A 23,172-nucleotide genomic window follows, 5' to 3' on the forward strand; every position below is an offset into this window, starting at 1 on the left:
TGAAGCCCGGATCGGTTCCGCCGGTCTTTGTGATACTGCTTCCCGTTTCGCCCCCTGCCTTACGTCATATGACGTATGTGGTTTTGCGCTGCAGCGAACCATAGTTCGGACAGCAACGATCAACGGCCGGTTCCAGGTCGGTTGCGAACGAACAAGAAGAGGGGTTCGAACCATGAATTTCAAGGCACGGCTCGGGGGCGCTATGCTCGCCGCCATCATGTCCACCACGTCGTTCCACGGCGCCTTTGCCGCCGAAGACACGATCAAGATCGGCGTTCTCCATTCGCTGTCGGGCACGATGGCGATTTCGGAAACGACGCTGAAAGACGTCATGCTGATGCTCGTTGAAGAGCAGAACAAGAAGGGCGGCGTTCTCGGCAAGAAGCTCGAAGCCGTCGTCGTCGATCCGGCCTCCGACTGGCCGCTGTTTGCCGAAAAGGCCCGCCAGCTGATCTCCCAGGACAAGGTTGCCGCCGTCTTCGGTTGCTGGACCTCGTCGTCGCGCAAGTCTGTCCTGCCGGTCTTCGAAGAGCTGAACTCCATCCTCTTCTACCCGGTGCAGTACGAGGGTGAAGAATCCTCGCGCAACATCTTCTACACCGGTGCCGCTCCCAACCAGCAGGCCATCCCGGCGGTAGATTATCTCGCCGAGAAGGAAGGCGTTCAGCGCTGGGTTCTGGCCGGCACCGACTACGTCTATCCGCAGACGACCAACAAGATCCTGAAGGCCTACCTGATGTCGAAGGGCGTCAAGGCCGAGGACATCATGATCAACTACACGCCCTTCGGTCATTCCGACTGGCAGACGATCGTCACCGACATCAAGAAGTTCGGCTCGGCCGGCAAGAAGACCGCCGTCGTCTCCACCATCAATGGTGACGCCAACGTTCCCTTCTACAAGGAACTGGCAAACCAGGGCATCAAGGCTGAGGACATTCCGGTCGTTGCCTTCTCGGTCGGCGAAGAAGAACTGGCCGGTCTCGACACCACGCCGCTGGTTGGGCATCTGGCCGCCTGGAACTACTTCCAGTCCGTCGATGCGCCCGTCAATGCCGAGTTCATCAAGGAATGGCATGCGTTCACCAAGAACGACAAGCGCGTGACCAACGACCCGATGGAAGCCGCCTATATCGGCTTCAACGCCTGGGTAAAGGCCGTGGAAGCCGCCGGCACCACCGATACCGACAAGGTTCTCGACAGCATCATCGGCGTTTCCGTGCCGAACCTGTCGGGCGGCACCTCCACCGTCATGCCGAACCACCACATCACCAAGCCGGTCCTGATCGGCGAAATCCAGTCCAACGGTCAGTTCGAAATCGTCCAGCAGACCCCGTCCGTGGTCGGTGACGAATGGTCCGACTACCTGCCGGATTCGAAGAACCTGATCTCCGATTGGCGCAAGCCGATGTCCTGCGGCAACTTCAACGTTGCAACCGGCAAGTGCGGTGGCAAGGGCAGCTGATCGGCCTGCTTCCGGTCTGTTGCGAAGGGGTGCCTGACACACCCTGTGAACAAGACCTCTCCCCGCGTCAGGCGGGGGGAGGCAACGTGCCTTTGGCACAATGTCCAGGCCATCGGGGGCCGGGCAGGCGCCGGCGCGCCGAAGCCCGAAGGGGCAGGCGGCGCAGACCGGCGGATGAGGGGCTGACATCATGCTGCGATTTTTTCTCTCCATTCTTTTGATGATCCTGGCGCTTGCCACCCAATCCGTGGCGCAATCCGATCCAAAGGCTTTGATCGATGCGCTCGGCAAGGCAGATTTCAAGCAGGCAGAAGACCTGCTCGGCCAGATTGCCGCCTCGGCCGATCCGCGGGTCGTGCCGGCGCTCGAAGCCTTCAATGACGGCGATCTTTACGTCCGCAAGTCCGATGGCGCGGTGTTCATCACCAGGGCATCCGGCGCCAACCTGGCGCTCATCGATCCTCTGTCTGGAGCTGCGGCCGGCGAGGCACCAAAGGGCGCCATGACAAAGCTCAAGATCAACAACAGCCTTCGCCGCGTCCTTCGCTCGGCGCTTGGTGGCCTCACGCTCTTGAGCCCCGACCGCAACGTGCGCCTCTCGGCTGCGGATGCGGTGTTGCGTTCGCCGAGCGCCGAAAACCTCGAACTGGTCGAGGCGGCCCTTGCCAAGGAAACCGACCGCGAGGTGAAGGCGCGCATGGAAGAAGCGCGCGCCGCCTCCGTACTCTCCTCCGATCGCCCCGTCGACCAGAAGCGCGCGGCCATCGAGACCATTGGCAGCATCGGCGGGCGCGATGCGATCAGCATCCTGATGAGCGCGTCGGCCTCGCTCGATGCTTCGCTGAAGCCGGATGTCGACCGTGCAATTTCGAAGATCCAGAGTTCGCTTGCCTTCTGGGATCTCGGGCAGAATGTCTGGTACGGCATCTCGCTCGGCTCGGTGCTGCTGCTGGCCGCCATCGGGCTTGCCATCACCTTCGGCGTGATGGGCATCATCAACATGGCCCATGGCGAAATGGTGATGATCGGCGCCTATGCCACCTTCATGGTGCAGGAGGTGATCCGAACCTCGGCGCCGCAGCTGTTTGACTGGTCGCTGGCGATTGCCGTGCCGGTCGCCTTCCTCGTCACCGGCGCCATCGGGCTCGTCATCGAACGCGGCGTCATCCGCTTCCTCTATGGGCGGCCGCTGGAAACACTGCTTGCCACCTGGGGTGTGTCGCTGATCCTGCAGCAGACGGTGCGCAGCATCTTCGGGCCGACCAACCGCGAAGTGGGCAATCCGTCCTGGATGTCCGGCTCCTTTGCCCTGGGTGGCCTGTCGATCACCTGGAACCGGCTTTGGATCGTGGCCTTCTCGCTGTCGATATTCTTCGGCCTGCTCATCCTGATGAAGCGCTCCGCCTTCGGCCTGCAGATGCGTGCCGTCACGCAGAACCGCCGCATGGCCTCCTCCATGGGCATCCGCACCGCCTGGGTCGATGCCTTCACCTTTGCGCTCGGCTCCGGCATTGCCGGCATTGCGGGTGTGGCGCTCTCCCAGATCGACAACGTCTCGCCCAATCTCGGCCAATCCTACATCATCGACAGTTTCATGGTCGTGGTCTTCGGCGGGGTCGGCAATCTCTGGGGTACGCTGGTCGGCGCGCTGTCGCTCGGCGTCCTCAACAAGTTCCTCGAGCCCTCGGTCGGTGCCGTGCTCGGCAAGATCCTGGTGCTCGTCCTCATCATCCTTTTCATCCAGAAGCGGCCGCGCGGTCTCTTCGCACTCAAGGGAAGGGCGATCGAAGCATGATTTCGAGCTTTTTTCTGCGCGCCCTCGAGGGCCGAATCCTTGCAGCCGTCGCGGTGCTTCTCGCCGTTGCCCTGCTGGTCCCTGCTGCCAATCTCTTGACCGCGCCCGACAGCGCGCTGCACATCCCGACCTATGCCGTCTCGCTGATGGGCAAATATCTCTGCTACGCGCTTCTGGCACTCGCGCTCGATCTGGTCTGGGGTTATTGCGGCATTCTCTCGCTCGGCCACGGCGCCTTCTTTGCGCTCGGCGGCTATGCCATGGGCATGTACCTGATGCGCCAGATCGGCTCGCGCGGCGTCTACGGCAATCCGGATCTGCCCGATTTCATGGTCTTCCTGAACTGGAAGGAACTGCCGTGGTTCTGGCATGGCATGGACATGTTCTGGTTTGCCGTGCTGATGGTACTGGTGGTGCCGGGCCTTCTTGCCTTCATCTTCGGCTGGTTTGCCTTCCGCTCCCGCGTCAACGGCGTCTATCTGTCGATCATCACGCAGGCGATGACCTATGCGCTGCTGCTCGCCTTCTTCCGCAACGACATGGGCTTTGGCGGCAATAACGGGCTCACCGACTATAAGGAAATCCTCGGCTTTTCCGTGCAGGCGGATGGCACGCGCGCCGTGCTCTTTGCGCTCTCGGCCATCATGCTATCGCTCTGCCTCGTCATTTCCTCAGGCATCGTCCGCTCCAAGTTCGGCAAGGTTCTGGTCGGCGTTCGCGATGCCGAAAGCCGCGTGCGCTTCCTTGGCTTCCGCGTCGAAAACATCAAACTCTTCACCTTCGTCGTCTCGGCGATGATGGCGGGCATTGCCGGTGCGCTCTTCGTGCCGCAGGTCGGCATCATCAACCCGGGCGAGTTCGCGCCGGCCAATTCCATCGAGGTGGTGGTGTGGACGGCGGTCGGCGGGCGCGGCACGCTGATCGGTCCGATCATCGGTGCGATCCTCGTCAACGGCGGCAAGAGCTTCTTCACCGGCGCCTTCCCGGAAGCCTGGCTTTATGCACTGGGCGCGCTGTTCATCGGCGTCACGCTGTTCCTGCCCAAGGGTATCGTCGGCACGATACAGCACCGCTTTGCCGGGCGCCGGGCCGCAAAGGCAGCGGACGAGGCCGAAAAGAGCGCTGCCGACACGGCAGTGGCAAACCAGATCCAGGCAGCGGAGTGAACCCATGAGCCAGCTCGTCAGCGAAACCCGTCCTGCCTCGCTCCTTTATCTCGATGGTGTCTCCGTCTCCTTCGATGGCTTCAAGGCGCTGAATTCTCTGTCCTTCGTGGTGGAGCCGGGGGAATTGCGCGCCATCATCGGCCCGAACGGTGCGGGCAAGACGACGATGATGGATATCATCACCGGCAAGACGCGGCCCGACAGCGGCACCGTCCTGTTCGAGGACACCATAGACCTTACCCGCAAGGACGAGGCCGACATCGCCCAGCTCGGCATCGGCCGAAAATTCCAGAAGCCGACGGTGTTCGAGAGCCATACGGTCTGGGACAATCTGGAACTGGCGCTCAACCGCAAGCGCGGCGTCTTTGCCACGCTGTTCTATCGTCTGACGCCGCAGGACAAGGCGCGCATCGACGAAATCCTGACGACGATCCGCCTCACGCATCGCCGCGACGAACTGGCCGCCAATCTCTCCCATGGCCAGAAGCAATGGCTGGAAATCGGCATGCTTCTGGCGCAGGAGCCGAAACTCCTGTTGGTCGATGAACCGGTTGCCGGCATGACCGATGCCGAAACCGCCGAGACCGCCATTCTCCTGCGCGAAATCGCCAAGACCCGCTCCGTCGTGGTGGTGGAGCACGACATGGGTTTTATCCGCGATCTCGGGGTGAAGGTGACGTGTCTGGCGGAAGGCTCGGTGCTTGCGGAAGGTTCTATCGATTTCGTCTCCAGCGATCCGAAGGTGATCGAGAACTATCTGGGGCGGTGAGGTTTTATGCAGATCTGCGCATCCCCAAAAATCCCCTCCCCACCCTCCCCACAAGGGGGAGGGCTTAACCTAGCTCGACCTTTCTCCCGTATGGCAAGGCGGTGCCGCGAGTTTTCTCCCCCCTTGTGGAGGAGATGGCCGGCAGGCCAGAGGGGGTTTTATCCTGTACTGAATTCACGGAGGCCCCCATGCTGACAGTCGATAACATCAACCTGCATTACGGTGCCGCCCAGGCGCTGCGCGGCGTTTCCATCACCGCGCCGATGGGCAGGATCACCTGCGTTCTGGGGCGAAACGGCGTGGGCAAGTCCTCGCTGCTGCGCGCCATCACCGGCCAGCAGGCGGTGAGCGCCGGGGCGATTGCCTTCAATGGCGCGACCCTGAACGGCCTGGCCCCTTACGCCCGCGCCAAGCACGGCATCGGCTACGTGCCGCAGGGACGGGAAATCTTTCCGCTGCTGACGGTGAAGGAAAATCTCGAAACCGGTTTTGCACCGCTGGGCCGCAAGGAAAAGTTTATCCCGGATGACATTTTTGCGCTGTTTCCGGTGTTGAATTCCATGCTGTCTCGGCGTGGCGGCGATCTGTCCGGTGGCCAGCAGCAGCAGCTCGCCATCGGCCGCGCCATGGTCACGCGCCCAAAGATCCTCGTCTTGGACGAGCCGACGGAAGGAATCCAGCCATCGATCATCAAGGATATCGGCCGCGCCATCCGGTATCTGCGCGATTCGACCGGCATGGCGATTCTTCTTGTGGAACAGTATCTGGATTTCTGCCGGGAGCTTGCCGATCACGTCTATATCATGGATCGTGGCGAAATCGTGCATGAAGGGGCGGCCGAAACGCTGGACACGGCGGAAGCAAGGCGCCACCTCACCGTGTGATGCCATTTTATCGCATAGCTGCTCTTCTGTCGGAGGGGAGTTTCATAGTGAATTCTAATATGCTAACCAGAGCCCGGTTTAATCCAATACATACTCCGTTTTCACGCACTCCCGTTTGATGAGGCGCTTGATGGCATCTGGACTACGCTCCGGCATCTTCCTTTCCCGAGTCTTTAGCGGCCTGGCCGCCGCCGGCGCCCTCCTGCTTGGCGCGACTTCGGCCAGTGCCGGTTGCGGCGTGGCCGTCGAGGCCGGTTACCATGATATCGACATCACGGTAGACGGCGTTTCCCGTCAGGCTGTCTCCTATGTGCCATCGGCCTATACCGGCACGGACAAGCTGGCCGTGGTGTTCGATTTCCACGGCAGCAACAGCTATCCGCGCGCCCAGATGCGCCGCAGTTCCTGGGACAAGGTGGCGGAGCGCGAAGGCTTTATCGTGCTTGCCCCGCAGGGGAGCCTGGATGGCAAGCCGCCGGGCACCCATGCTTGGAACGTCCCCGGTGTGACGACGCAAGCCGGTGGTCTTGATGAAATCTCATTCATCAAGGCGGCCGTCGAGACGGTGAAGCAGGATTACTGCGTTGATCCGGCTCGCATCTACGCCTCCGGCTATTCCGGCGGCGGGCGCATGCTGTCAGCCTATCTCTGCTCGGGGGCTTCGGATTTCGCTGCCGCCGGTTTCGTCAACTCGCTGCGCGTCGGCTTGCCCGTCGAGCGGCGCGACGGGAAGTGGGGTCCGGATCCGGCGACCTGCAAGCCGGCGCGCCCGGTGTCGATCATGGCCTTTGCCGGCGTCAAGGACGAGGCAAATCCTTACGCCGGTGGCGGCAAGCCCTACTGGCAATATGGCTTCAAGACGGCGCTGCAGCGCTGGACCGAACTTGATGGCTGCAAGGGCAACGGCACCTCCGCCAGCATCGACGGCGTCACATTCAGCCTGTTCGACACCTGCATGAGCGGTGCGCGCATTGCGACCTATGAATTTGCCGAGGGAAGCCACGATTGGCCGCGCCCGTCCGCCAAGGCCAATGTGATTGCCGCCGCCGTTGAGACGCAGTCGGGTGTCGTCAAGGTTTCTGCGGGCAAGAAGCAAAGCTTCGATCCCAATATTGATCCGGCCGCGCGGATGTGGGACTTCTTCCGAAAGGCCGATATGACCGATGTCGTGGCGACTGCCGTTCAACCCACCGCAAAAGTGGGCACGGTTGCCGTCTGCGCCGGTGCGTCGGCCTCCAGCAATGCCGATGGGATGTCGGCCGAGGGAGCGACGTGCAGCAACAGCCAGCCAACAGACCAGCGCCGCAGCGGGCTCGGGGCGAAGGGCGCCTTGTAACCAAACATCTGGCGGGCCGCTCGCGGCTCGCCGAACTCTATCAGGACGGCTGCGCAAAGATCCGCCTGCCGGAAAGTTTTACCCCCGCACTCGAGGCGGTCCTGATCAACAGCTCCGGCGGGCTGACCGGCGGCGACCGGCTGTCCTGGTCGCTGAAAGCCGGTCCCGGCACGGATGTGACCGTCACCACCCAGGCGAATGAAAAGATCTACAAGGCGTCTGCCGATACGGCCCTTCTGTCGAGCCGTATCGAGGCGGGCGAGGGCGCCCGCGTCGCCTGGCTGCCGCAGGAAAGCATCCTTTTCGATCGCGCCTCGCTGACCCGTCAGCTGGAGGTGGATCTGGCGCATGATGCGGAGTTTCTCGCCGTCGAAGCCATCATTCTCGGCCGCACCGCCATGGGCGAAAGCGCCGACCACGGACTGTTTCGCGATCGCTGGCGCATTCGCCGCGAAGGCCGCCTGATCCATGCCGAAGACGTGCGCCTGGCCGGCGAAATTTCTGCTCTCGGGCAAAGGTCCGCCGTTCTCTCCGGCCGCGTCGCCTTTGCCACGGTGTTCTATGCCGGCCCTCGTGCCGAGGCGTTCCTGCCGCGCCTGCGCGCGCTTTTGGCGGATGGCTATTCCGGTGCAAGCCATTGGCAGGACAAGCTTGTGGTGCGCATTGCAGCCGGCGATGGCTTTGCCTTGAGAAAAATTCTGGTTCCCGTCATTTCGCTCTTGCGAAACGGCGCGCCAGTGCCGAAAGTCTGGAACATCTGAGCATAAATTCGGGGAACCCATGAACCTCAGTCCAAGAGAAAAAGACAAGCTCCTGATTTCGATGGCAGCCATGGTTGCGCGTCGCAGGCTGGAGCGCGGCGTAAAGCTGAACCATCCGGAAGCCATCGCCCTGATTACCGATTTCGTCGTGGAAGGCGCGCGCGACGGCCGCGCCGTGGCAGACCTCATGGAAGCGGGCGCCCATGTCATCACCCGCGACCAGGTGATGGAGGGAATTGCCGAGATGATCCACGACATCCAGGTGGAAGCGACCTTCCCGGACGGCACCAAGCTGGTGACTGTCCACGAACCGATCCGGTAAACGCCATGCTGGAGCTGCGCCCCAACTGCGAATGCTGCGACCGCGATCTGCCTGCGGACAGTCTGGACGCCATGATGTGCAGCTTCGAATGCACCTATTGCGCCGATTGCGCCACCAACACGCTTTCCGGCGTCTGCCCCAATTGCGGGGGCGAACTGGTGCGCCGGCCGGTGCGCCCGGCGGCCAAGCTCATCAACAATCCGGCCTCCACGAAACGCGTGCTGAAGGCTGAAGGTTGTTTGCCGACACATGCTGCATGAGACGGCCACCCACAGGGGCCGCACAGAGGAAGAGCAAAGATGATACCGGGTGAAATCATTGCCGCAGAGGGCGAGATCGAGCTGAATGCCGGCCAGCCGACGGTAACGCTGGACGTATCCAACACCGGCGACCGGCCGGTGCAGGTGGGCAGCCACTACCATTTCTTCGAAACCAATGCCGGCCTGTCCTTCGAACGCGACAAGGCACGCGGCATGCGGCTCGATATTCCCGCCGGCACCGCCGTGCGCTTCGAGCCCGGCCAGACGCGCGAGGTCACCCTCATTCCGCTCTCCGGCAAGCGCGAGGTCTATGGTTTCCGCCAGAAGGTGATGGGCGCGCTGTGATGCAGGCCGTGCCCCGCCTTCTCCTGTCGTTCCGGCTCGGCCTTGGTGGCGTCCTTTTGGCCGGTGCTGTGCAGGCGCAAGAGGCGCCGAAGGTGGATTGCGACAAGGCGGAGACGCAGGCGGATATGAACATCTGCGCGGGGCGCGATTTTACGGCCGCCGATGCCGATCTCAATGCCCAGTGGAAGATCACCCGCCAGGTGATGGTCGATTGGGACAAGGCGCTCCCTGCCGATCAGCGCGGCGCCGAAAAAGCGCTTCTGAAAGGCCAGCGGGCCTGGCTCGACTATCGCGACGGCCAGTGCGAATCGGAAGCCTTCGCGGCCCGCGGCGGCACGCTCGAACCCATGCTGCTGATGTCCTGCAAGGCTGAAATCAGCAAGGTTCGCACCGAAGAATTGAAAACACTCGCCGAGACCATCGGCCAAGAATGAACCGGCTGGATCGGCGCGAGGGGCGCCGGTTCGTCCAAGCAAGAGTTCTAAAGCGAGAAAGCCCATGCCTTACAAGATGTCCCGCGCGGCCTATGCCTCGATGTTCGGCCCCACCATTGGCGACAAGGTGCGCCTTGCCGATACCGAACTGTTCATCGAGGTGGAGAAGGATTTCACCACCTATGGCGAAGAGGTGAAGTTCGGGGGCGGCAAGGTCATCCGCGATGGCATGGGCCAGAGCCAGGTAACGCGCGCCGATGGCGCCGTCGACACTGTCATCACCAATGCCGTCATCGTCGATCATTCCGGGATCATCAAGGCCGATATCGGCCTGAAGGACGGGCGGATCGTGGCGATCGGCAAGGCCGGCAATCCCGATACACAGCCGGGCGTCAACATCATCGTCGGCCCGGGCACGGAGGCGATTGCCGCCGAAGGCAAGATCATCACCGCCGGCGGCATGGATGCGCATATCCACTTCATCTGCCCGCAGCAGATCGAGGAGGCGCTGATGTCGGGCCTCACCTGCATGCTGGGCGGCGGCACGGGCCCGGCGCATGGCACGCTTGCCACCACCTGCACGCCCGGCCCCTGGCATATCGCCCGCATGATCGAGGCAGCCGACGCCTTCCCGATGAACCTTGCCTTTGCCGGCAAGGGCAATGCCTCGCTTCCCGGCGCGCTCGAAGAAATGGTGCTCGGTGGCGCTACCTCGCTGAAGCTGCACGAGGACTGGGGCACGACCCCCGGCGCCATCGATTGCTGCCTCTCGGTTGCCGATGAATACGACGTGCAGGTGATGATCCACACCGATACGCTGAACGAAAGCGGCTTCGTCGAAGACACGATCGGCGCCATCAAGGGCCGCACCATCCATGCCTTCCACACCGAAGGCGCCGGCGGCGGGCACGCGCCCGACATCATCAAGATCTGTGGTCAGATGAATGTCATCCCGTCCTCGACCAATCCGACGCGCCCCTATACGGTCAATACGCTCGCCGAGCATCTCGACATGCTGATGGTCTGCCATCACCTGTCGCCGTCGATCCCGGAAGACATTGCGTTTGCCGAAAGCCGTATCCGCAAGGAAACGATTGCGGCGGAAGACATTCTCCACGATATCGGTGCGTTTTCGATCATTTCGTCCGACAGCCAGGCCATGGGCCGCGTCGGCGAAGTGGCCATCCGCACCTGGCAGACCGCCGACAAGATGAAGCGCCAGCGCGGCCGTCTGGCGCAGGAAACCGGCGACAACGACAATTTCCGCGTCAAGCGCTACATCGCCAAATACACGATCAACCCGGCGATTGCCCATGGTCTTTCCCATGAGATCGGCTCGGTGGAAGTGGGCAAGCGTGCCGATCTCGTCATGTGGAACCCGGCCTTCTTTGGCGTGAAGCCGGACATGGTTCTGCTTGGTGGCATGATTGCGGCAGCTCCGATGGGCGATCCGAACGCCTCCATCCCGACGCCGCAACCAGTGCATTACCGCCCGATGTTCGGCTCCTACGGCAAGGCCCGCACCAATTCGTCCGTCACCTTCGTCTCCCAGGCCTCGCTTGATGCGGGTCTTGCAAACCGCCTCGGCGTTGCAAAACAACTGGTGGCGGTGAAAAACACCCGCGGCGGCATTTCCAAGAAGTCGATGATCCACAACGACCTCACGCCGCATATCGAGGTGGACCCGGAAACCTACGAAGTGCGCGCCGATGGCGAACTTCTGACCTGCGAACCGGCAACGGTGCTGCCGATGGCGCAGCGCTATTTCCTGTTCTGAGCGGGCGGCGATGCCCACGCAGATCCGCAGGATGGACGTGGGCGACATCGACGAATGGGTTCGCATGCGCGCCTGTCTGTGGAGCAGCCTTGATGCTGCCGGCCACAGGGCCGAGGTGATGGCCGAGCTTGGCAAGGACCATTACCGGGCCTATCTCGCTGTTGCAGAAGATGGGCGGGTACGGGGCTTTGCCGAACTGGCCATTCGCGAATACGCCAATGGCTGTACCGCCACGCCGGTGCCTTTTCTCGAGGGCATTTGGGTTGAGCCGGACGCGCGCAGGTCCGGAACGGGTGGCGCGCTGCTGTCGCACATCTCTGCGGTGCTTCGGGAAGAGGGCTATGCGGAGCTTTGTTCGGATGCGGAAATCGACAATATCACGTCCCATCAAGCCCATGCGGCCTGGGGATTTGCCGAAACAGAGCGGGTGGTCTATTTCCGCAAGCCGCTCTGATTGCCGGTGCCGGCATTTGGTGTAGACTTATGGCTCACGGATCAGGTGACACCATGGCTGACGATATCAACAATCATGTCCTCGAGTATCTGCGTGCCGTCCGCGCGGACATGCGCGACATGCGTGATATCCTGCGGGAGCAAGGCAGTCGTCTGACGCGTATCGAGGTTGGGCTTGCCGGTCTTCGACGGGACCAGGCGGCCGATGCATAAGGCGTGGCAGGGATGGGCCTGAAGCTGGACCGGCTGGCCGGCACGCGGCAACACATCGAATGCCGGCTTGATGTTGCCGATTGATCGGGCGTCAAGACCGGTCAGGCTGTCCTGCGTGAATATTCCGGCAGGGCGAACGGCATGAGGTCTTTTCGCCTGCCTTTGGTGCTTGGGCTTATCCCCTTGCTGATCCTCATCCTCGGCACGCTGGTGCCGCGTCCGTTCGTTTCTCCCGCAGTCGATCGTCAGCCGAGCCGCGAAATCCTTCTTCTGCACAATCCGATCCACACAGACATTGCCCTGCGCCTCGATGAGGATCTCCGTTCTGAGTTTGCAGAGCTTGCGAATGCGGGCTTTGCCATCGGCCGGCCGGATGCGGTTTATCTTGTGATCGGCTGGGGCGGGCGGTCGTTTTACATCGAAACCCCCACCTGGGGCGATGTGAAGCCGATGCCGGTGTTGCGGGCGCTGACCGTTGATCGTTCAGTCATGCATGTGGATCTGACCGCAGACATTCCGCGTAACTTGCCGCAGGTGCGCAGCCTCAGGCTGTCGGAAACCGGCTACCGGCAGATGGTGAAGGCCATCAAGGCGAGCTTTTTGCAAAAGGAGGGCAGGGTGCAGTCAGTCCCCGATGCCGCCTATGGCGACAACGACCTGTTCTTCGAGGCGAATGGCCGCTTCAACGCGCTTTTGGGCTGCAACACCTGGACCGCCGCCATGCTGCGGGAGGGCGGACTTCGCACCGGCTGGTGGACGCCTCTGCCGCAACTTCTCGACCTGTCGCTCACTCTCCACGGTTCTTCCTCGCCTCTGCCATGAGCCTGGCGCATAGCGGCCATGCGGGACTGTTGAAATCCGCCTTCCATGCTGCACTGCACGCGAATCTCCGCTACCAGTCGGCCTTTGCCGCGGCTTGCCAGAAAGCTGCGGCCATGGTTTTGACAGGAGACACAGAATGCTGATTGGCCGCAAGGTACCCGATGTGACGTTCCGCACGCGCGTGCGCGATGAAGCCGTTGGTGGCCCCAATCCCTTCCGCTGGCAGGACATGACCTCCAGCGACTATTTTGCCGGCAAGCGGGTCATCCTCTTTTCGCTGCCGGGCGCCTTCACGCCCACCTGCTCCACCTTCCAGCTGCCGGATTTCGAAAAGCTCGCCGGCGATTTCCGCGCCGAGGGCATTGATGAGATCTATTGCATCTCCGTCAACGATGCCTTCGTGATGAACGCCTGGGGCAAGACCCAGAATCTCGAAAACGTAAAGCTGATCCCCGACGGCTCCGGCGAGTTTACCCGCAAGATGGGCATGCTGGTTGCCAAGGACAATCTCGGCTTCGGCATGCGCTCCTGGCGCTACGCCGCCATCATCAATGATGGCTTCGTCGAGCAGTGGTTCGAGGAAGAGGGTTTTTCGGACAATTGCGACAGCGACCCTTATGGCGTGTCGTCGCCGCAGAACATTCTGGAACACCTGCGCCGCAAGGAAGCCGCCTGAGGTTTTTGTGGGGCGGTGCGTTTGATGCGCCGCCTCCCGTCTGCTTGCGTGACCCCGGCATCAAAGCCACGCCAAGCAAAATCCGCTTGTCATGGGCGCGCGGCTTGGCAATGATGCCGGTCCTCATCACAGGAAATCTCCCATGCAGCATGTCCATTCCTATCGTCCGGCCGGTGAAGTGATCGATCCGCCCGTCGATACCGTTACGCTCCCGCACGACCTGCGCCATCTGCGCCGCAAGCTTCTGCATCTGTCGAATGGCGATATGGTCATGCTCGACCTCAAGGAGGCTGTGCTGTTTCACGACGGCGACAGGCTGGTGCTCGACAATGGCGACACGGTGGAAGTGAAGGCGGCGGCGGAAAAGCTGTTTGAGGTGCGCGGCAAGAGCCGGCTGCACCTCATCGAACTTGCCTGGCATCTCGGCAACCGCCACCTGTCGGCGCAGATCGAGGAAGATCGCATCCTCATCCTGCGCGACCATGTCATTCGCTCCATGCTGCAGGGGTTGGGCGCTACGGTTCTCGATGTCGAGGAAGCGTTCCAGCCGGCCCGCGGCGCCTATCATTCGCATGGCAGCCATGGGCACGATCATCACAACCATGACCACGGGCATGACCACCACGGGCACGATCACCACGGTCATGATCATGGCGGCCACGATCACAGCCATGACTGACGCCTGATGCATGCGGCTCTGGAAACGCAGGCGCTGCTGCGGCTGATGGCTTGGCTGTCTCCGGCCTTTCCGGTGGGCGGCTTTGCCTATTCCAGCGGGCTGGAACGGGCCGTGCATGACGGGCTGGTGACGGATGCGCCGGGGCTGCAGCTTTGGCTGGAAACGCAATTGCGCCACGGCACCGGCTGGAACGATGCCGTGCTGTTTTCGGCCGCCCATCGCGCCGTTCAGCATCCAAATGGCGCTGGCGAGGCGCTGGCCGATCTCTCGGCGCTCGGCCTTGCGCTGGCAGGCTCCGGCGAGCGCTATCTGGAAACCCTGTCGCTGGGGCGTGCCTTTCTTGCTGCCGCCATCGCCTGGCCGCAGCCGGTGTTCGACGTGCTGCCCGCAGACTGTCCCTATCCTGTCGCCGTCGGTGCGGTCTCTGCCGCCCATGGCATCAGCTGCGTGCCGGCGCTTGCGGCTTTTCTGCATGCGGCCCTGTCGCAGGGCGTCTCGGCCGGCATCCGGCTCGGCGTTCTCGGCCAGCATGGCGGGGTTGCCATCCTTGCCGCGCTCGAGGCGCCGATGGGAGAGATGGCCGAGCGTGCCAGCACCGCCAGCCTGGACGATCTCGGCACCGCAACCGTACAGGCCGATATTGCCTCTTTGCGCCACGAGACGCAGGCCTCACGGCTTTTTCGAACATAGAGTGACCATCGCCTTGCGCCGCTTCGGGTGCGCGCTATTCTGACTTTTGGGAAGTGAAGGGAACAAAGAGATGAAATCGGCAAACGGACCCTTGCGCGTCGGCATCGGCGGACCGGTCGGCTCCGGCAAGACGGCGCTGACGGAAAAGCTCTGCAAGGCGATGCGCGACAAATATTCCGTCGCCGTCGTCACCAACGATATCTACACCAAGGAAGATGCCGAGGCGCTGGTGCGCATGCAGGCCCTGTCCTCGGACCGGATTGTCGGCGTTGAAACCGGCGGCTGCCCGCACACGGCCATCCGCGAGGATGCGACGATCAACCTGCAGGCGATTGCAGGCCTCAACGAGAGATTTCCCGATCTCGACCTGATCTTCATCGAATCGGGCGGCGATAATCTGGCGGCCACCTTCTCACCGGATCTTGCCGACATCACCATCTATGTCATCTCCACCTGCCAGGGCGAGGAAATCCCGCGCAAGGGCGGGCCGGGCATTACCCGCTCGGACATGCTGGTGATCAACAAGAAGGATCTGGCGCCTTACGTCGGGGCCGATCTCGACGTGATGGACCGCGATGCCAGCAAGCAGCGCGCCGGCATGCCCTTCGTCTTTACCGACCTGAAGCGCGGCGAAGGCGTCGATCATCTGGTGCGGTTTCTGGAAACCCATGGCGGTCTTGCGGCCTGATATGCTCGGCGCTGCACCGCCCGCCCGGATCCTTTGAAGGAATATCGCATGTCGACCATGTCCCGCCGCTTCGGCGCCTATGACGTTACCATGCTACGCGATGGCGTGGTGCAAGCGTCCACCGATCATCTTGTCCATCGGCGGGGCGAGGATGCCCTCGCGGAAGCCCGCGCGCGCATCGGCAGCTTTCCGCTCGTCGTCAACTGTTTCCTCCTCACGGGTGAGAACGGGGTGACGCTCGTCGATGCAGGCTGCGGCACTGCCTGGGGCGCTGATTTCGGAAAAGCCCGCCTTGCGCTTGCCGATCTCGGCATCGCGCCGCAGGATGTCGATCGCGTCCTCGTCACGCATCTGCACGGCGATCATGTGCCCGGCCTCTGGGACGACGAGACGCCCTATTTTCCGCGCGCGAAAATTCTCGTGCCGGAGGTTGAGCTTTCCTTCTTCACGGACGAGGCGGCGCGCCAGAGCGTGCCGGAAGCGCGCCGCAGCGGCTTCGGGCTTGCTGCTCATCTCATCAAGGCCTATGGCGCGCGGGTGCAGTCGATCCCGCACGGACCGGTTCTCGACGGGATCGAAGCGGTTGCCCTGCCGGGCCATACGCCCGGTCACACCGGCTATCGCATCGGGGCGGGCAAGGATGGTCTGCTGATCTTTGCCGATGCCCTGCATCTGGCCGCTTACCAGCCGCAGGATCTCGATCTGTGCCTGGTCTATGATCTTGATGCCGACGCGGCGGCGAAGACACGGCTTGCACTTCTGGCTGCCGCAGCCGAGGACGGCTTTGCGGTGACGGGGTGCCATATCGATGGCTATGGCCGGGTTGAACGGGAAGGCCACGCCTTCCGGCTCGATCTGTTCTGACAGGGCTTCGTCGCGCCTGCCGGACGGGGGGCGGAAAAACGCCCCCGCGTCAAATCTGCTTCAACGCTTCCACGTCACCGATCTGGATCACCCGTCCGCGCACGGTAACGCCGGTGCGGCGCAGCGACGAGAAGGCGCGCGACAGCGCTTCCGGGGCAAGGCCGAGCATGCCGGCGAGCAGGTTCTTCTGGAAGGGCAGGCGGATGGAGGCGGTTCCGGTCGCCGTCGGGCAGCGGTTGATCAGGTAATCGGCCACACGCTGCGGGGCCGTGTGCAGGCGGTCGTTCACCACGCAATCCATGGTGGAGAGGAGGTGGCCGGAAAGGGCCGTCATGATGGCCTTTGCCACCTGCGTATCCTGTTCGGCAAGCTCGCGCACATCCCGCATGTCGAAACGGGCAAGGCTGACATTTTCGGCCGCCTGGGCGCTGAACCGGTATTTCTCGCCGCCGAAAATCAGGCATTCGGCAAACACGTCTCCGGGCGCGCAGATGCGGATATCGGCCTGCCGTCCGTCGCGGCTGACGCGGTAGAGCCTCACATAGCCGGCAAGCACGCAGTAGAAGGCAAGTGCCGGTTCGCCCTCGCGAAACACATTGGCCCGAGCCGGCATGCTGTAGACATGGGCCGAATCCAGCATCCGCGCCAGCGCATTACCCGTCAGCGAATGCAGGAATGGCGTCTTCGTCAGAAGACCGCGTTCACGGATATTGGCTTTGTGGCTCTTGTCCAGCATGTCATGCCCCCTTCGCATGTCCTCGTGCGTTTACGTGCATCCGGGGGAATATCTAGCATTGCGCGGAAACGCCCGATTTGACATCGATCAAACCGGGCGCCCGCAAAAATAGCATTCTTTCCTTGAAACGCGCCGTCTGGCGCCCGCCTGCCTATTCCGCCGCAAGGGGCGGCAGGCGCAGCACATTGTTTGCCGCGGGGGCACCGGAGCGGTTGTCCTGGCCGGTCGCCGGTGCGGGTATCCGCCCCTCAAGCTCGGCAAGCCGTGCCGCATTGGCCCGCACCGCATCGCTCAGTTGCTCGGCTGACAGCACGGCTTCTTCCTCTTCCTTCTTGCCGACGAAGCGGCCGAAGATGCGGCCGAGCAGTCGCGACAGATCATCCATGATCAGGAAGAAGGCCGGCACCACCAGCAGGCTCAGCACCGTCGAGACGATGATGCCGCCGATCACCGCAATCGCCATCGGCGAGCGGAAAGACCCGCCTTCGCCGACGCCAAGCGCTGACGGCAGCATGCCGGCCGACATGGCAATCGAGGTCATGATGATCGGTCGGGCACGCTTGCGGCCGGCTTCCACCATGGCATGGACCCGTTCCAGCCCGTGACGGCGCATTTCTACGGCGAAATCGACCAGAAGAATGGCGTTTTTCGTGACGATCCCCATCAGCATCAGGATGCCGATCAGCACCGGCATGGAGAGCGCATTGTTGGTGATGATCAGCGCCACGGCCACGCCGCCGATTGCCAGCGGCAGCGAGAAGAGAATGGTGAAGGGCTGGATCACATCCTTGAACAGCAGGATCAGCACCACCAGCACCAGCAGCAGACCCAGCAGCATGGCATTGGCAAAACCCTGCACCATTTCGCCCTGCACCTTGGCGTCGCCGCTTTCGGCGAGCTGCACGGTTGGCGGCAGCTTGGTTTCCTCCACGATACGGCGGAATTCCGCCGTTGCCGTATCGAGTGCTGTGCCCTGCGGCACGTCCGATCCGATCACCACCACGCGCTGGCGCGAATGGCGCTTGATCGAGCTTGGGCCTTCCGAATAATCGATGTCGGCCACGCTGGACAGCGGCACCGAGGCTCCGGCTGCCGTGCGGATCTTGAGCGCCCGGATGGATTGCAGGTCGCGGCGCAGATCGAGCGAGGCCTGCACGCGGATCGGGATCAGCCGGTCATCCAGCGAGATTTTTGGCAGCGCCGCATCGATATCGCCGATGGTGGCGACGCGCACGGTTTCGGAAATCTGCTGCGGGGTGATGCCAAGCCGTGCGGCTTCCGCCTTGCGCGGGCGGATCTGCAGTTCCGGCCGGGGCAGGGCGCCTTCGGAAGACACATTGGCGAGGATAGGCGAGGCGCGCAGCCGGCTTTCGAGCGTCGCCACCGCATCGTTCAGGTCGTCGCTGCTGGTCGACAGGAAGTTGAAGGTCAGCTCCCGTTCGCCGCGATCGTTGAGCTTGGTGATGCGCACATCCGGGATCGAGGCAACCTTTGCAAAGATCTCCTTCTCGATCTCCCATTGCGGGTGGGTGCGGCCGTTTTCCTGCATTTTCGGCAGGTACGGGCCGATCAGCGGCAAGTTGCCGAACGCCTTGTTGACGAGCGTCTTCACGAGCGAATGCTCGATCTTGCCGAGGATGACACGCACGGTGGCGCGCCGAAGCTCCAGGTCGCCCTTGGGCGATGCACCGCCGAGCACGAAGACGCTTTCCACGCCCTCAAGCGACTTGATCGTGTCGTAGATCGCCGTGGAGGTGGCGGCGGTTTCGTCCAGCGTCGCGTTGGGCGGCAGTTCGACGGACAGGACGATGCGCGAGGCATCTTCCGGCGGCAGGAAGCTGCCCGGCACCTGCGCGAGAAGCATGATCGAGCCGATGAGAAAGCCGACGGCACCGACCAGCGTCAGATAGCGCATGTACCAGCGCCGCGTCGTTCCGGTGACAAGCCAGGTATAGGCCTTCATCAGCCGGCCATCATTGTCGTGATGATCGTCCATCGCGTCTTCGGCGCGCATCAGGTAGGCGGCCATCAGCGGTGTGATGAGACGCGCCACCAGCAGCGAGAAGAAGACCGAGAAGGCAACCGTCAGGCCGAACTGGATGAAATACTGGCCCGGAATGCCCGGCATGAAGGAAACCGGCACGAAGACGGCGATGATGGTGAAGCTGGTGGCAATGACCGCAAGCCCGATTTCATCGGCCGCTTCGAGGGCGGCGCGATAGGGCGTCTTGCCCATCTTGATATGGCGGGCAATGTTTTCCACCTCGACGATGGCATCATCGACGAGAATGCCGGTCGCAAGCGTCAGCGCCAGGAAGCTGACGAGGTTCAGCGAAAAGCCCATCAGGTCCATCACCCAGAATGTGGGAATGGCCGACAGTGGCAAGGCAAGGGCGGAAATCAGCGTGGCGCGCCAGTTGCGCAGGAAGAGAAGCACCACGACAACAGCAAGCAGCGCGCCTTCAATCAGCGTGTGGATCGCCGCTTCGTAATTGCCGTAGGTGAAGTAGACGGAATCGTCCACCATCTGGATGGTGACGTTCGGGTGGGCCTTGCGGATCTCGTCCAGCTGCGTCGCCACCGTCTCGGCCACCGAAACCTCGCTTGCGCCCTTGGCACGGAAGACGGCGAAGGTGACGTTCGGCTCGCCGTTGAAGCGCGAGAAGGAGCGTGGCTCCTCATAAGTATCGGTCACCCTGCCGAGATCCGACAGCGTCACGAAATTGCCGGTCGGAAGCGCAATCGTTGTGTTGGCAAGGTCGGTCACGTCGCGCGAATCGCCAAGCGTGCGGATCGTCTGCTCGTTGCCGGCAACCTGTCCCCGGCCGGAGCCCAGATCGACATTGGTGCCGCGCAGCTGCGTGTTCACCTGCGGTGCGGTGATGCCGTAGGAATTCAGCTTTGCCGGATCGAGCGCGATGCGGATTTCCCGATCGGCACCGCCGTAGCGGTCGATGCGGCCGATGCCCGGCTGGCCCTGCAGGGCGCGCTTGATCGTGTCGTCGACGAACCACGAGAGTTCCTCGATCGTCATGTTGGGGGAGGAGACGGCAAAGGTCTGGATCGCCTGGCCTTCGACATCCACCTTGGTGACGATCGGCTCGTCGACGGAGGCGGGCAGATCGCCCCGAATGCGGTCGATGGCGTCCTTGGCATCCTGGACGGCTTCTTCCGTCGGCTTTTCGATGCGGAACAGGACGACCGTCTGCGACTGGCCGTCGGTGACGGTGGACGAGATCTCATCGACACCGCTGATCGAGGCGACCGCATCCTCGATCTCCTTCGTCACCTGCATCTCGAGTTCAGCGGGCGAGGCGCCGCTCTGCGTGACGGTGATCGACACCACCGGCACGTCGATATTCGGAAAACGGGTGATCGGCAGCTTGTTGAAGGCCTGGATGCCCATGAACATCAGAAGGGCAAAGGCAAGCAGCGGCGCAATCGGGTTGCGGATCGACCAGGCGGAAAAATTCATCGGGTGAGCCCCTGGTTCGACGCGACGGGCGCGGCCCGCACCGGCGTGATGCGGTCGCCGTCGCGCACGAAGGCGCCGGCCTTGGCAACCACCACGTCTCCTTCGGAAAGACCGCTGCGGATCTCCACGAAGCCCTTGGACTGGATGCCGGTCTCGATCGTCACCTGCTTGACGACGTTATCCTCGACCTTGCGGGCGATGGAGCCATGGCGGTCGGTGTTGACGGCCGATTGCGGGAGCGTCAGCGCCGTAGTTTCGGTGATGATGATCTCGGCCGTACCATACATGCCGGCCTTGGCGCCGCTGTTTTCATCGACGGTGATGTGCACCGCGCCGAGCCGGGTCACCGGATCGACGGTCGGGGCAACGAGCCGCACCGTTCCCGACAGCGTATCGCTGCCGCCATTGACCGCAATCCGCGCCGTCTGGCCGGACTTGATGCGGCGGACATCGCTTTCGGCAACGTCGGCCACCAGTTCGATGCGGCCTTCGCGAATGAGGGTAAACAGCGGCGAGCTAGTCCCGGCGGCAATGGCGCCGACCTTGGCATTGCGCACGGACACCACGCCATCGACAGGCGCCTTGACGGCGGTGCGCTCCAGCCGGAGATCGATATCGTCGATCTGGGCGGCGACCACCTTGATGTCGGCCTCTCCGACGCTGACGGCCTGGCGCGCCGCATTGAGGCGGGCTTCGGCGGCGGCGGCAGAGGCGGTGAGCTGCTCCACCTGCGAGGCGGACACGGTGCCGTTGCGGCTCAAGGTTTCGGCGCGGTTGCGCTGGCGCACCGCGTCCTCGGCATTGGCCTGCGCCTCGATGACCTGCGCCTGATACTGCGCAAGCGCTGCCTCTGCCTTGACCTTGTTGGCCTGCTGCTGGCTTTTCTGCAGCAGAAGGGCGTCTTCGTTCAGCGTCGCCATCACGTCGCCCGCCTTGACGCGGTCGCCGACATCGGCGCCCAGCGTCTTGATCGACAGGCCGTCCACCAGCGGCTGCACATAGATTTCCTGGACGGCGCGGATCGTGCCGCTCGCCACCACGCTATCGACCAGCGGCCGCGCGACCGCCTCCGTCACGACAATCGCGGGAAGGGCCGCGCGCGTGGCAACCGGTGCCGCCGGTTCTTCGGCACGGGCATGAGGCACATATGGTGTTGTCCACAGCAGGGCGGCGGTTGTCAGGGCGGCAATCGGCGTCATTGGGCGTGTCATCGGCAGTCTGGACCTGTTCCTGCAAGCGGCCGCTTCCCTTGTCGCAAGGGGCGGCTTTATCCGAGAGCAATTTGAAGTATGCCGATGCGACCAGCCTCCCCGCCGTCCGCCCGGTCCGTGTCGCAGCCGGTGCGCGAACACCTTGCCGACTGATAGGTGGTTACGCGGAAAATGCTGCGCAAGATCACCCGGTGCTGAAACATGATCAGCTTAACCGTAACGGTCGGGAGGATCAATTGCAGGGCGGCATGAGCTTCGCCGATAGGGCGAACCTGTCACCCAAAAACAATAAAAAACGCGCGGCCAAGGCCGCGCGTCAAGATGATGTTCCGGTATAGTCCGGGATGTCTTTTTATTACTTCAGGGCCGCTGCCGTGATTTCGGTCGTATAGGCGCCCTTCGGTTCCTTGGTGATGACCGGATCGGAACCGCCGCCAAGCAGCGTCTTCACCGTGCGATCATAATCGGCCTTGTCGAGCGCGCCGTTGGAGCCGGCGGTCAGCTTGGCCACTTCACCCATCATGCGCTTCTGGTGCTTTTCGGTCTGCGCGCCGGACGCGTCGTTATCCAGCACGATGCCGGCGGCTTCGTCCGGGTTCTTCTCGGCCCATTTCCAGCCCTTCATCGAGGCGCGGACGAACTTGACCATCTTTTCCTTGAAGGCCGGGTCCTTCAGCTTGTCTTCCAGCACGTAGAGGCCGTCTTCGAGCGTTGCCACGCCTTCCGTCTCATACTTGAAGGTGACCAGTTGCTCCGGCTTGATGCCGGCATCAATGACCTGCCAGTATTCGTTATAGGTCATGGTGGAAATGCAGGCGGCCTGCTTCTGCAGGAGCGGATCGACGTTGAAGCCCTGCTTCAGCACCTTCACGCCATCGGCCGATCCGTCCGTCTTGATGCCGAGCGTCGCCATCCAGGAGAGGAACGGATATTCGTTGCCGAAGAACCAGACGCCGAGCGTCTTGCCCTTGAAGTCGGCCGGCTTGGTGATGGCAGTTTCCTTCAGGCACGTCAGCATCATGCCGGAGGACTTGAAGGGCTGGGCGATGTTGACGAGCGGAACGCCCTTTTCGCGCGTGGCAAGCGCCGACGGCATCCAGTCGACGATCACGTCGGCGCCGCCGCCAGCCAGAACCTGCGGGGGCGCGATGTCCGGGCCGCCCGGCTTGATGTCGACGTCGAGGCCTTCTTCCTTGTAGAAGCCCTTGTCCTTGGCAACGTAATAGCCGGCGAACTGGGCCTGCGTCACCCATTTCAGCTGCAGCGTCACCTTGTCGGCGGCAGCGGCCTGCATGGCCGTCAGGGACACGGCTGCAGCCAGCAGCAGGGAGGCAAGTTTGATTGTCATGGTTCA

The 23,172-nt window shown here is 62.7% G+C and carries 25 protein-coding genes; 21 read left to right on the forward strand and 4 right to left on the reverse strand.

All coding sequences use genetic code 11. The features are described 5' to 3' along the window. The first annotated feature begins 172 nt into the window (after positions 1-172). The 20 genes from urtA (at position 173) to aidB (ending at position 16,396) form a co-directional block, all read left to right on the forward strand. Entirely contained in the window at positions 173-1,462 is a 1,290-nt protein-coding gene (gene urtA / locus J2858_RS08055; RefSeq protein ID WP_210104288.1) for an urea ABC transporter substrate-binding protein, read from the forward strand. Positions 1,463-1,649: 187 nt separating this feature from the next. After that, positions 1,650-3,257, forward strand: coding sequence for an urea ABC transporter permease subunit UrtB (gene urtB / locus J2858_RS08060; RefSeq protein WP_432443324.1), 1,608 nt, complete (start codon positions 1,650-1,652; stop codon positions 3,255-3,257). Continuing rightward, the gene (gene urtC, locus J2858_RS08065; RefSeq protein WP_210104290.1) at positions 3,254-4,423 is read left to right on the forward strand and encodes an urea ABC transporter permease subunit UrtC; all 1,170 of its coding nucleotides are present in this window, start codon (positions 3,254-3,256) and stop codon (positions 4,421-4,423) included. Before urtB ends, urtC begins: the two co-directional genes overlap by 4 nt. 4 nt (positions 4,424-4,427) lie before the next feature. Beyond that, a complete protein-coding gene (gene urtD, locus J2858_RS08070; RefSeq protein ID WP_210104291.1) occupies positions 4,428-5,192 on the forward strand; it encodes an urea ABC transporter ATP-binding protein UrtD in 765 nt (254 codons plus the stop codon). Positions 5,193-5,380: 188 nt separating this feature from the next. Then, positions 5,381-6,076, forward strand: a complete 696-nt coding sequence (gene urtE / locus J2858_RS08075; protein WP_210104292.1) for an urea ABC transporter ATP-binding subunit UrtE — start codon at positions 5,381-5,383, stop codon at positions 6,074-6,076. A gap of 130 nt (positions 6,077-6,206) precedes the next feature. Continuing rightward, positions 6,207-7,412, forward strand: a complete 1,206-nt coding sequence (locus J2858_RS08080) for an alpha/beta hydrolase family esterase (protein WP_348635458.1) — start codon at positions 6,207-6,209, stop codon at positions 7,410-7,412. Then, on the forward strand, positions 7,349-8,173 hold the full coding sequence (locus J2858_RS08085) for an urease accessory protein UreD (protein WP_210104294.1): 825 nt from the start codon (positions 7,349-7,351) through the stop codon (positions 8,171-8,173). The genes J2858_RS08080 and J2858_RS08085 overlap by 64 nt, the downstream gene beginning before the upstream one ends. Before the next feature lie 19 nt (positions 8,174-8,192). Next, positions 8,193-8,495 carry an urease subunit gamma gene (locus tag J2858_RS08090; RefSeq protein WP_210104295.1) on the forward strand — a complete coding sequence of 101 codons (303 nt, stop codon included), beginning with the start codon at positions 8,193-8,195 and terminating at the stop codon, positions 8,493-8,495. A 5-nt stretch (positions 8,496-8,500) separates the two neighbouring features. Further along, positions 8,501-8,755 carry a DUF1272 domain-containing protein gene (locus J2858_RS08095; RefSeq protein ID WP_210104296.1) on the forward strand — a complete coding sequence of 85 codons (255 nt, stop codon included), beginning with the start codon at positions 8,501-8,503 and terminating at the stop codon, positions 8,753-8,755. 39 nt (positions 8,756-8,794) lie between these two features. Beyond that, positions 8,795-9,100, forward strand: a complete 306-nt coding sequence (locus tag J2858_RS08100) for an urease subunit beta (protein ID WP_210104297.1) — start codon at positions 8,795-8,797, stop codon at positions 9,098-9,100. Continuing rightward, complete coding sequence (locus J2858_RS08105; RefSeq protein WP_210104298.1) at positions 9,100-9,534, forward strand: lysozyme inhibitor LprI family protein; 435 nt, start codon at positions 9,100-9,102, stop codon at positions 9,532-9,534. The genes J2858_RS08100 and J2858_RS08105 overlap by 1 nt, the downstream gene beginning before the upstream one ends. A 64-nt stretch (positions 9,535-9,598) precedes the next feature. Next, positions 9,599-11,311, forward strand: a complete 1,713-nt coding sequence (gene ureC / locus J2858_RS08110; protein WP_210104299.1) for an urease subunit alpha — start codon at positions 9,599-9,601, stop codon at positions 11,309-11,311. A 10-nt stretch (positions 11,312-11,321) separates the two neighbouring features. After that, complete coding sequence (locus J2858_RS08115) at positions 11,322-11,765, forward strand: GNAT family N-acetyltransferase (RefSeq protein ID WP_210104300.1); 444 nt, start codon at positions 11,322-11,324, stop codon at positions 11,763-11,765. 53 nt (positions 11,766-11,818) lie between these two features. After that, positions 11,819-11,977 (forward strand): hypothetical protein, encoded by a 159-nt coding sequence (locus J2858_RS08120; protein WP_210104301.1) that lies wholly within the window; start codon positions 11,819-11,821, stop codon positions 11,975-11,977. A 141-nt stretch (positions 11,978-12,118) separates the two neighbouring features. Next, the gene (locus tag J2858_RS08125; protein ID WP_210104302.1) at positions 12,119-12,799 is read left to right on the forward strand and encodes a TIGR02117 family protein; all 681 of its coding nucleotides are present in this window, start codon (positions 12,119-12,121) and stop codon (positions 12,797-12,799) included. 139 nt (positions 12,800-12,938) lie between these two features. Continuing rightward, a complete protein-coding gene (locus tag J2858_RS08130) occupies positions 12,939-13,475 on the forward strand; it encodes a peroxiredoxin (protein ID WP_210104694.1) in 537 nt (178 codons plus the stop codon). Between the two features lie 142 nt (positions 13,476-13,617). Then, a complete protein-coding gene (ureE, locus tag J2858_RS08135; protein ID WP_210104303.1) occupies positions 13,618-14,154 on the forward strand; it encodes an urease accessory protein UreE in 537 nt (178 codons plus the stop codon). A 6-nt stretch (positions 14,155-14,160) separates the two neighbouring features. Then, positions 14,161-14,844, forward strand: coding sequence for an urease accessory protein UreF (locus tag J2858_RS08140; protein ID WP_210104304.1), 684 nt, complete (start codon positions 14,161-14,163; stop codon positions 14,842-14,844). A 70-nt stretch (positions 14,845-14,914) separates the two neighbouring features. Beyond that, positions 14,915-15,532 (forward strand): urease accessory protein UreG, encoded by a 618-nt coding sequence (gene ureG / locus J2858_RS08145; RefSeq protein WP_210104305.1) that lies wholly within the window; start codon positions 14,915-14,917, stop codon positions 15,530-15,532. 48 nt (positions 15,533-15,580) lie between these two features. After that, positions 15,581-16,396, forward strand: a complete 816-nt coding sequence (aidB, locus tag J2858_RS08150) for an AidB family quorum-quenching N-acyl homoserine lactonase (RefSeq protein WP_210104306.1) — start codon at positions 15,581-15,583, stop codon at positions 16,394-16,396. A 49-nt stretch (positions 16,397-16,445) separates the two neighbouring features. Here aidB and J2858_RS08155 read toward each other — a convergent pair whose 3' ends face one another. The 3 genes from J2858_RS08155 to J2858_RS08165 form a co-directional block, all read right to left on the reverse strand. Then, the gene (locus J2858_RS08155; RefSeq protein ID WP_245365676.1) at positions 16,446-17,132 is read right to left on the reverse strand and encodes a Crp/Fnr family transcriptional regulator; all 687 of its coding nucleotides are present in this window, start codon (positions 17,130-17,132) and stop codon (positions 16,446-16,448) included. Between the two features lie 151 nt (positions 17,133-17,283). Then, on the reverse strand, positions 17,284-20,607 hold the full coding sequence (locus J2858_RS08160; protein ID WP_210104308.1) for an efflux RND transporter permease subunit: 3,324 nt from the start codon (positions 20,605-20,607) through the stop codon (positions 17,284-17,286). After that, positions 20,604-21,818, reverse strand: coding sequence for an efflux RND transporter periplasmic adaptor subunit (locus J2858_RS08165; RefSeq protein WP_245365677.1), 1,215 nt, complete (start codon positions 21,816-21,818; stop codon positions 20,604-20,606). The genes J2858_RS08160 and J2858_RS08165 overlap by 4 nt, the downstream gene beginning before the upstream one ends. A gap of 71 nt (positions 21,819-21,889) precedes the next feature. Here J2858_RS08165 and J2858_RS08170 point away from each other — a divergent pair, with 71 nt between their 5' ends. Further along, a complete protein-coding gene (locus tag J2858_RS08170) occupies positions 21,890-22,156 on the forward strand; it encodes a hypothetical protein (RefSeq protein WP_210104309.1) in 267 nt (88 codons plus the stop codon). 17 nt (positions 22,157-22,173) lie between these two features. Here the strand turns inward: J2858_RS08170 and J2858_RS08175 are convergent, their stop codons facing one another. Beyond that, positions 22,174-23,166, reverse strand: a complete 993-nt coding sequence (locus J2858_RS08175; RefSeq protein ID WP_210104310.1) for an ABC transporter substrate-binding protein — start codon at positions 23,164-23,166, stop codon at positions 22,174-22,176. Positions 23,167-23,172: the final 6 nt, after the last annotated feature.

Source organism: Neorhizobium galegae (genome assembly GCF_017877135.1).
In the GTDB taxonomy this organism is placed as follows: Bacteria; Pseudomonadota; Alphaproteobacteria; order Rhizobiales; family Rhizobiaceae; genus Neorhizobium; species Neorhizobium galegae_A.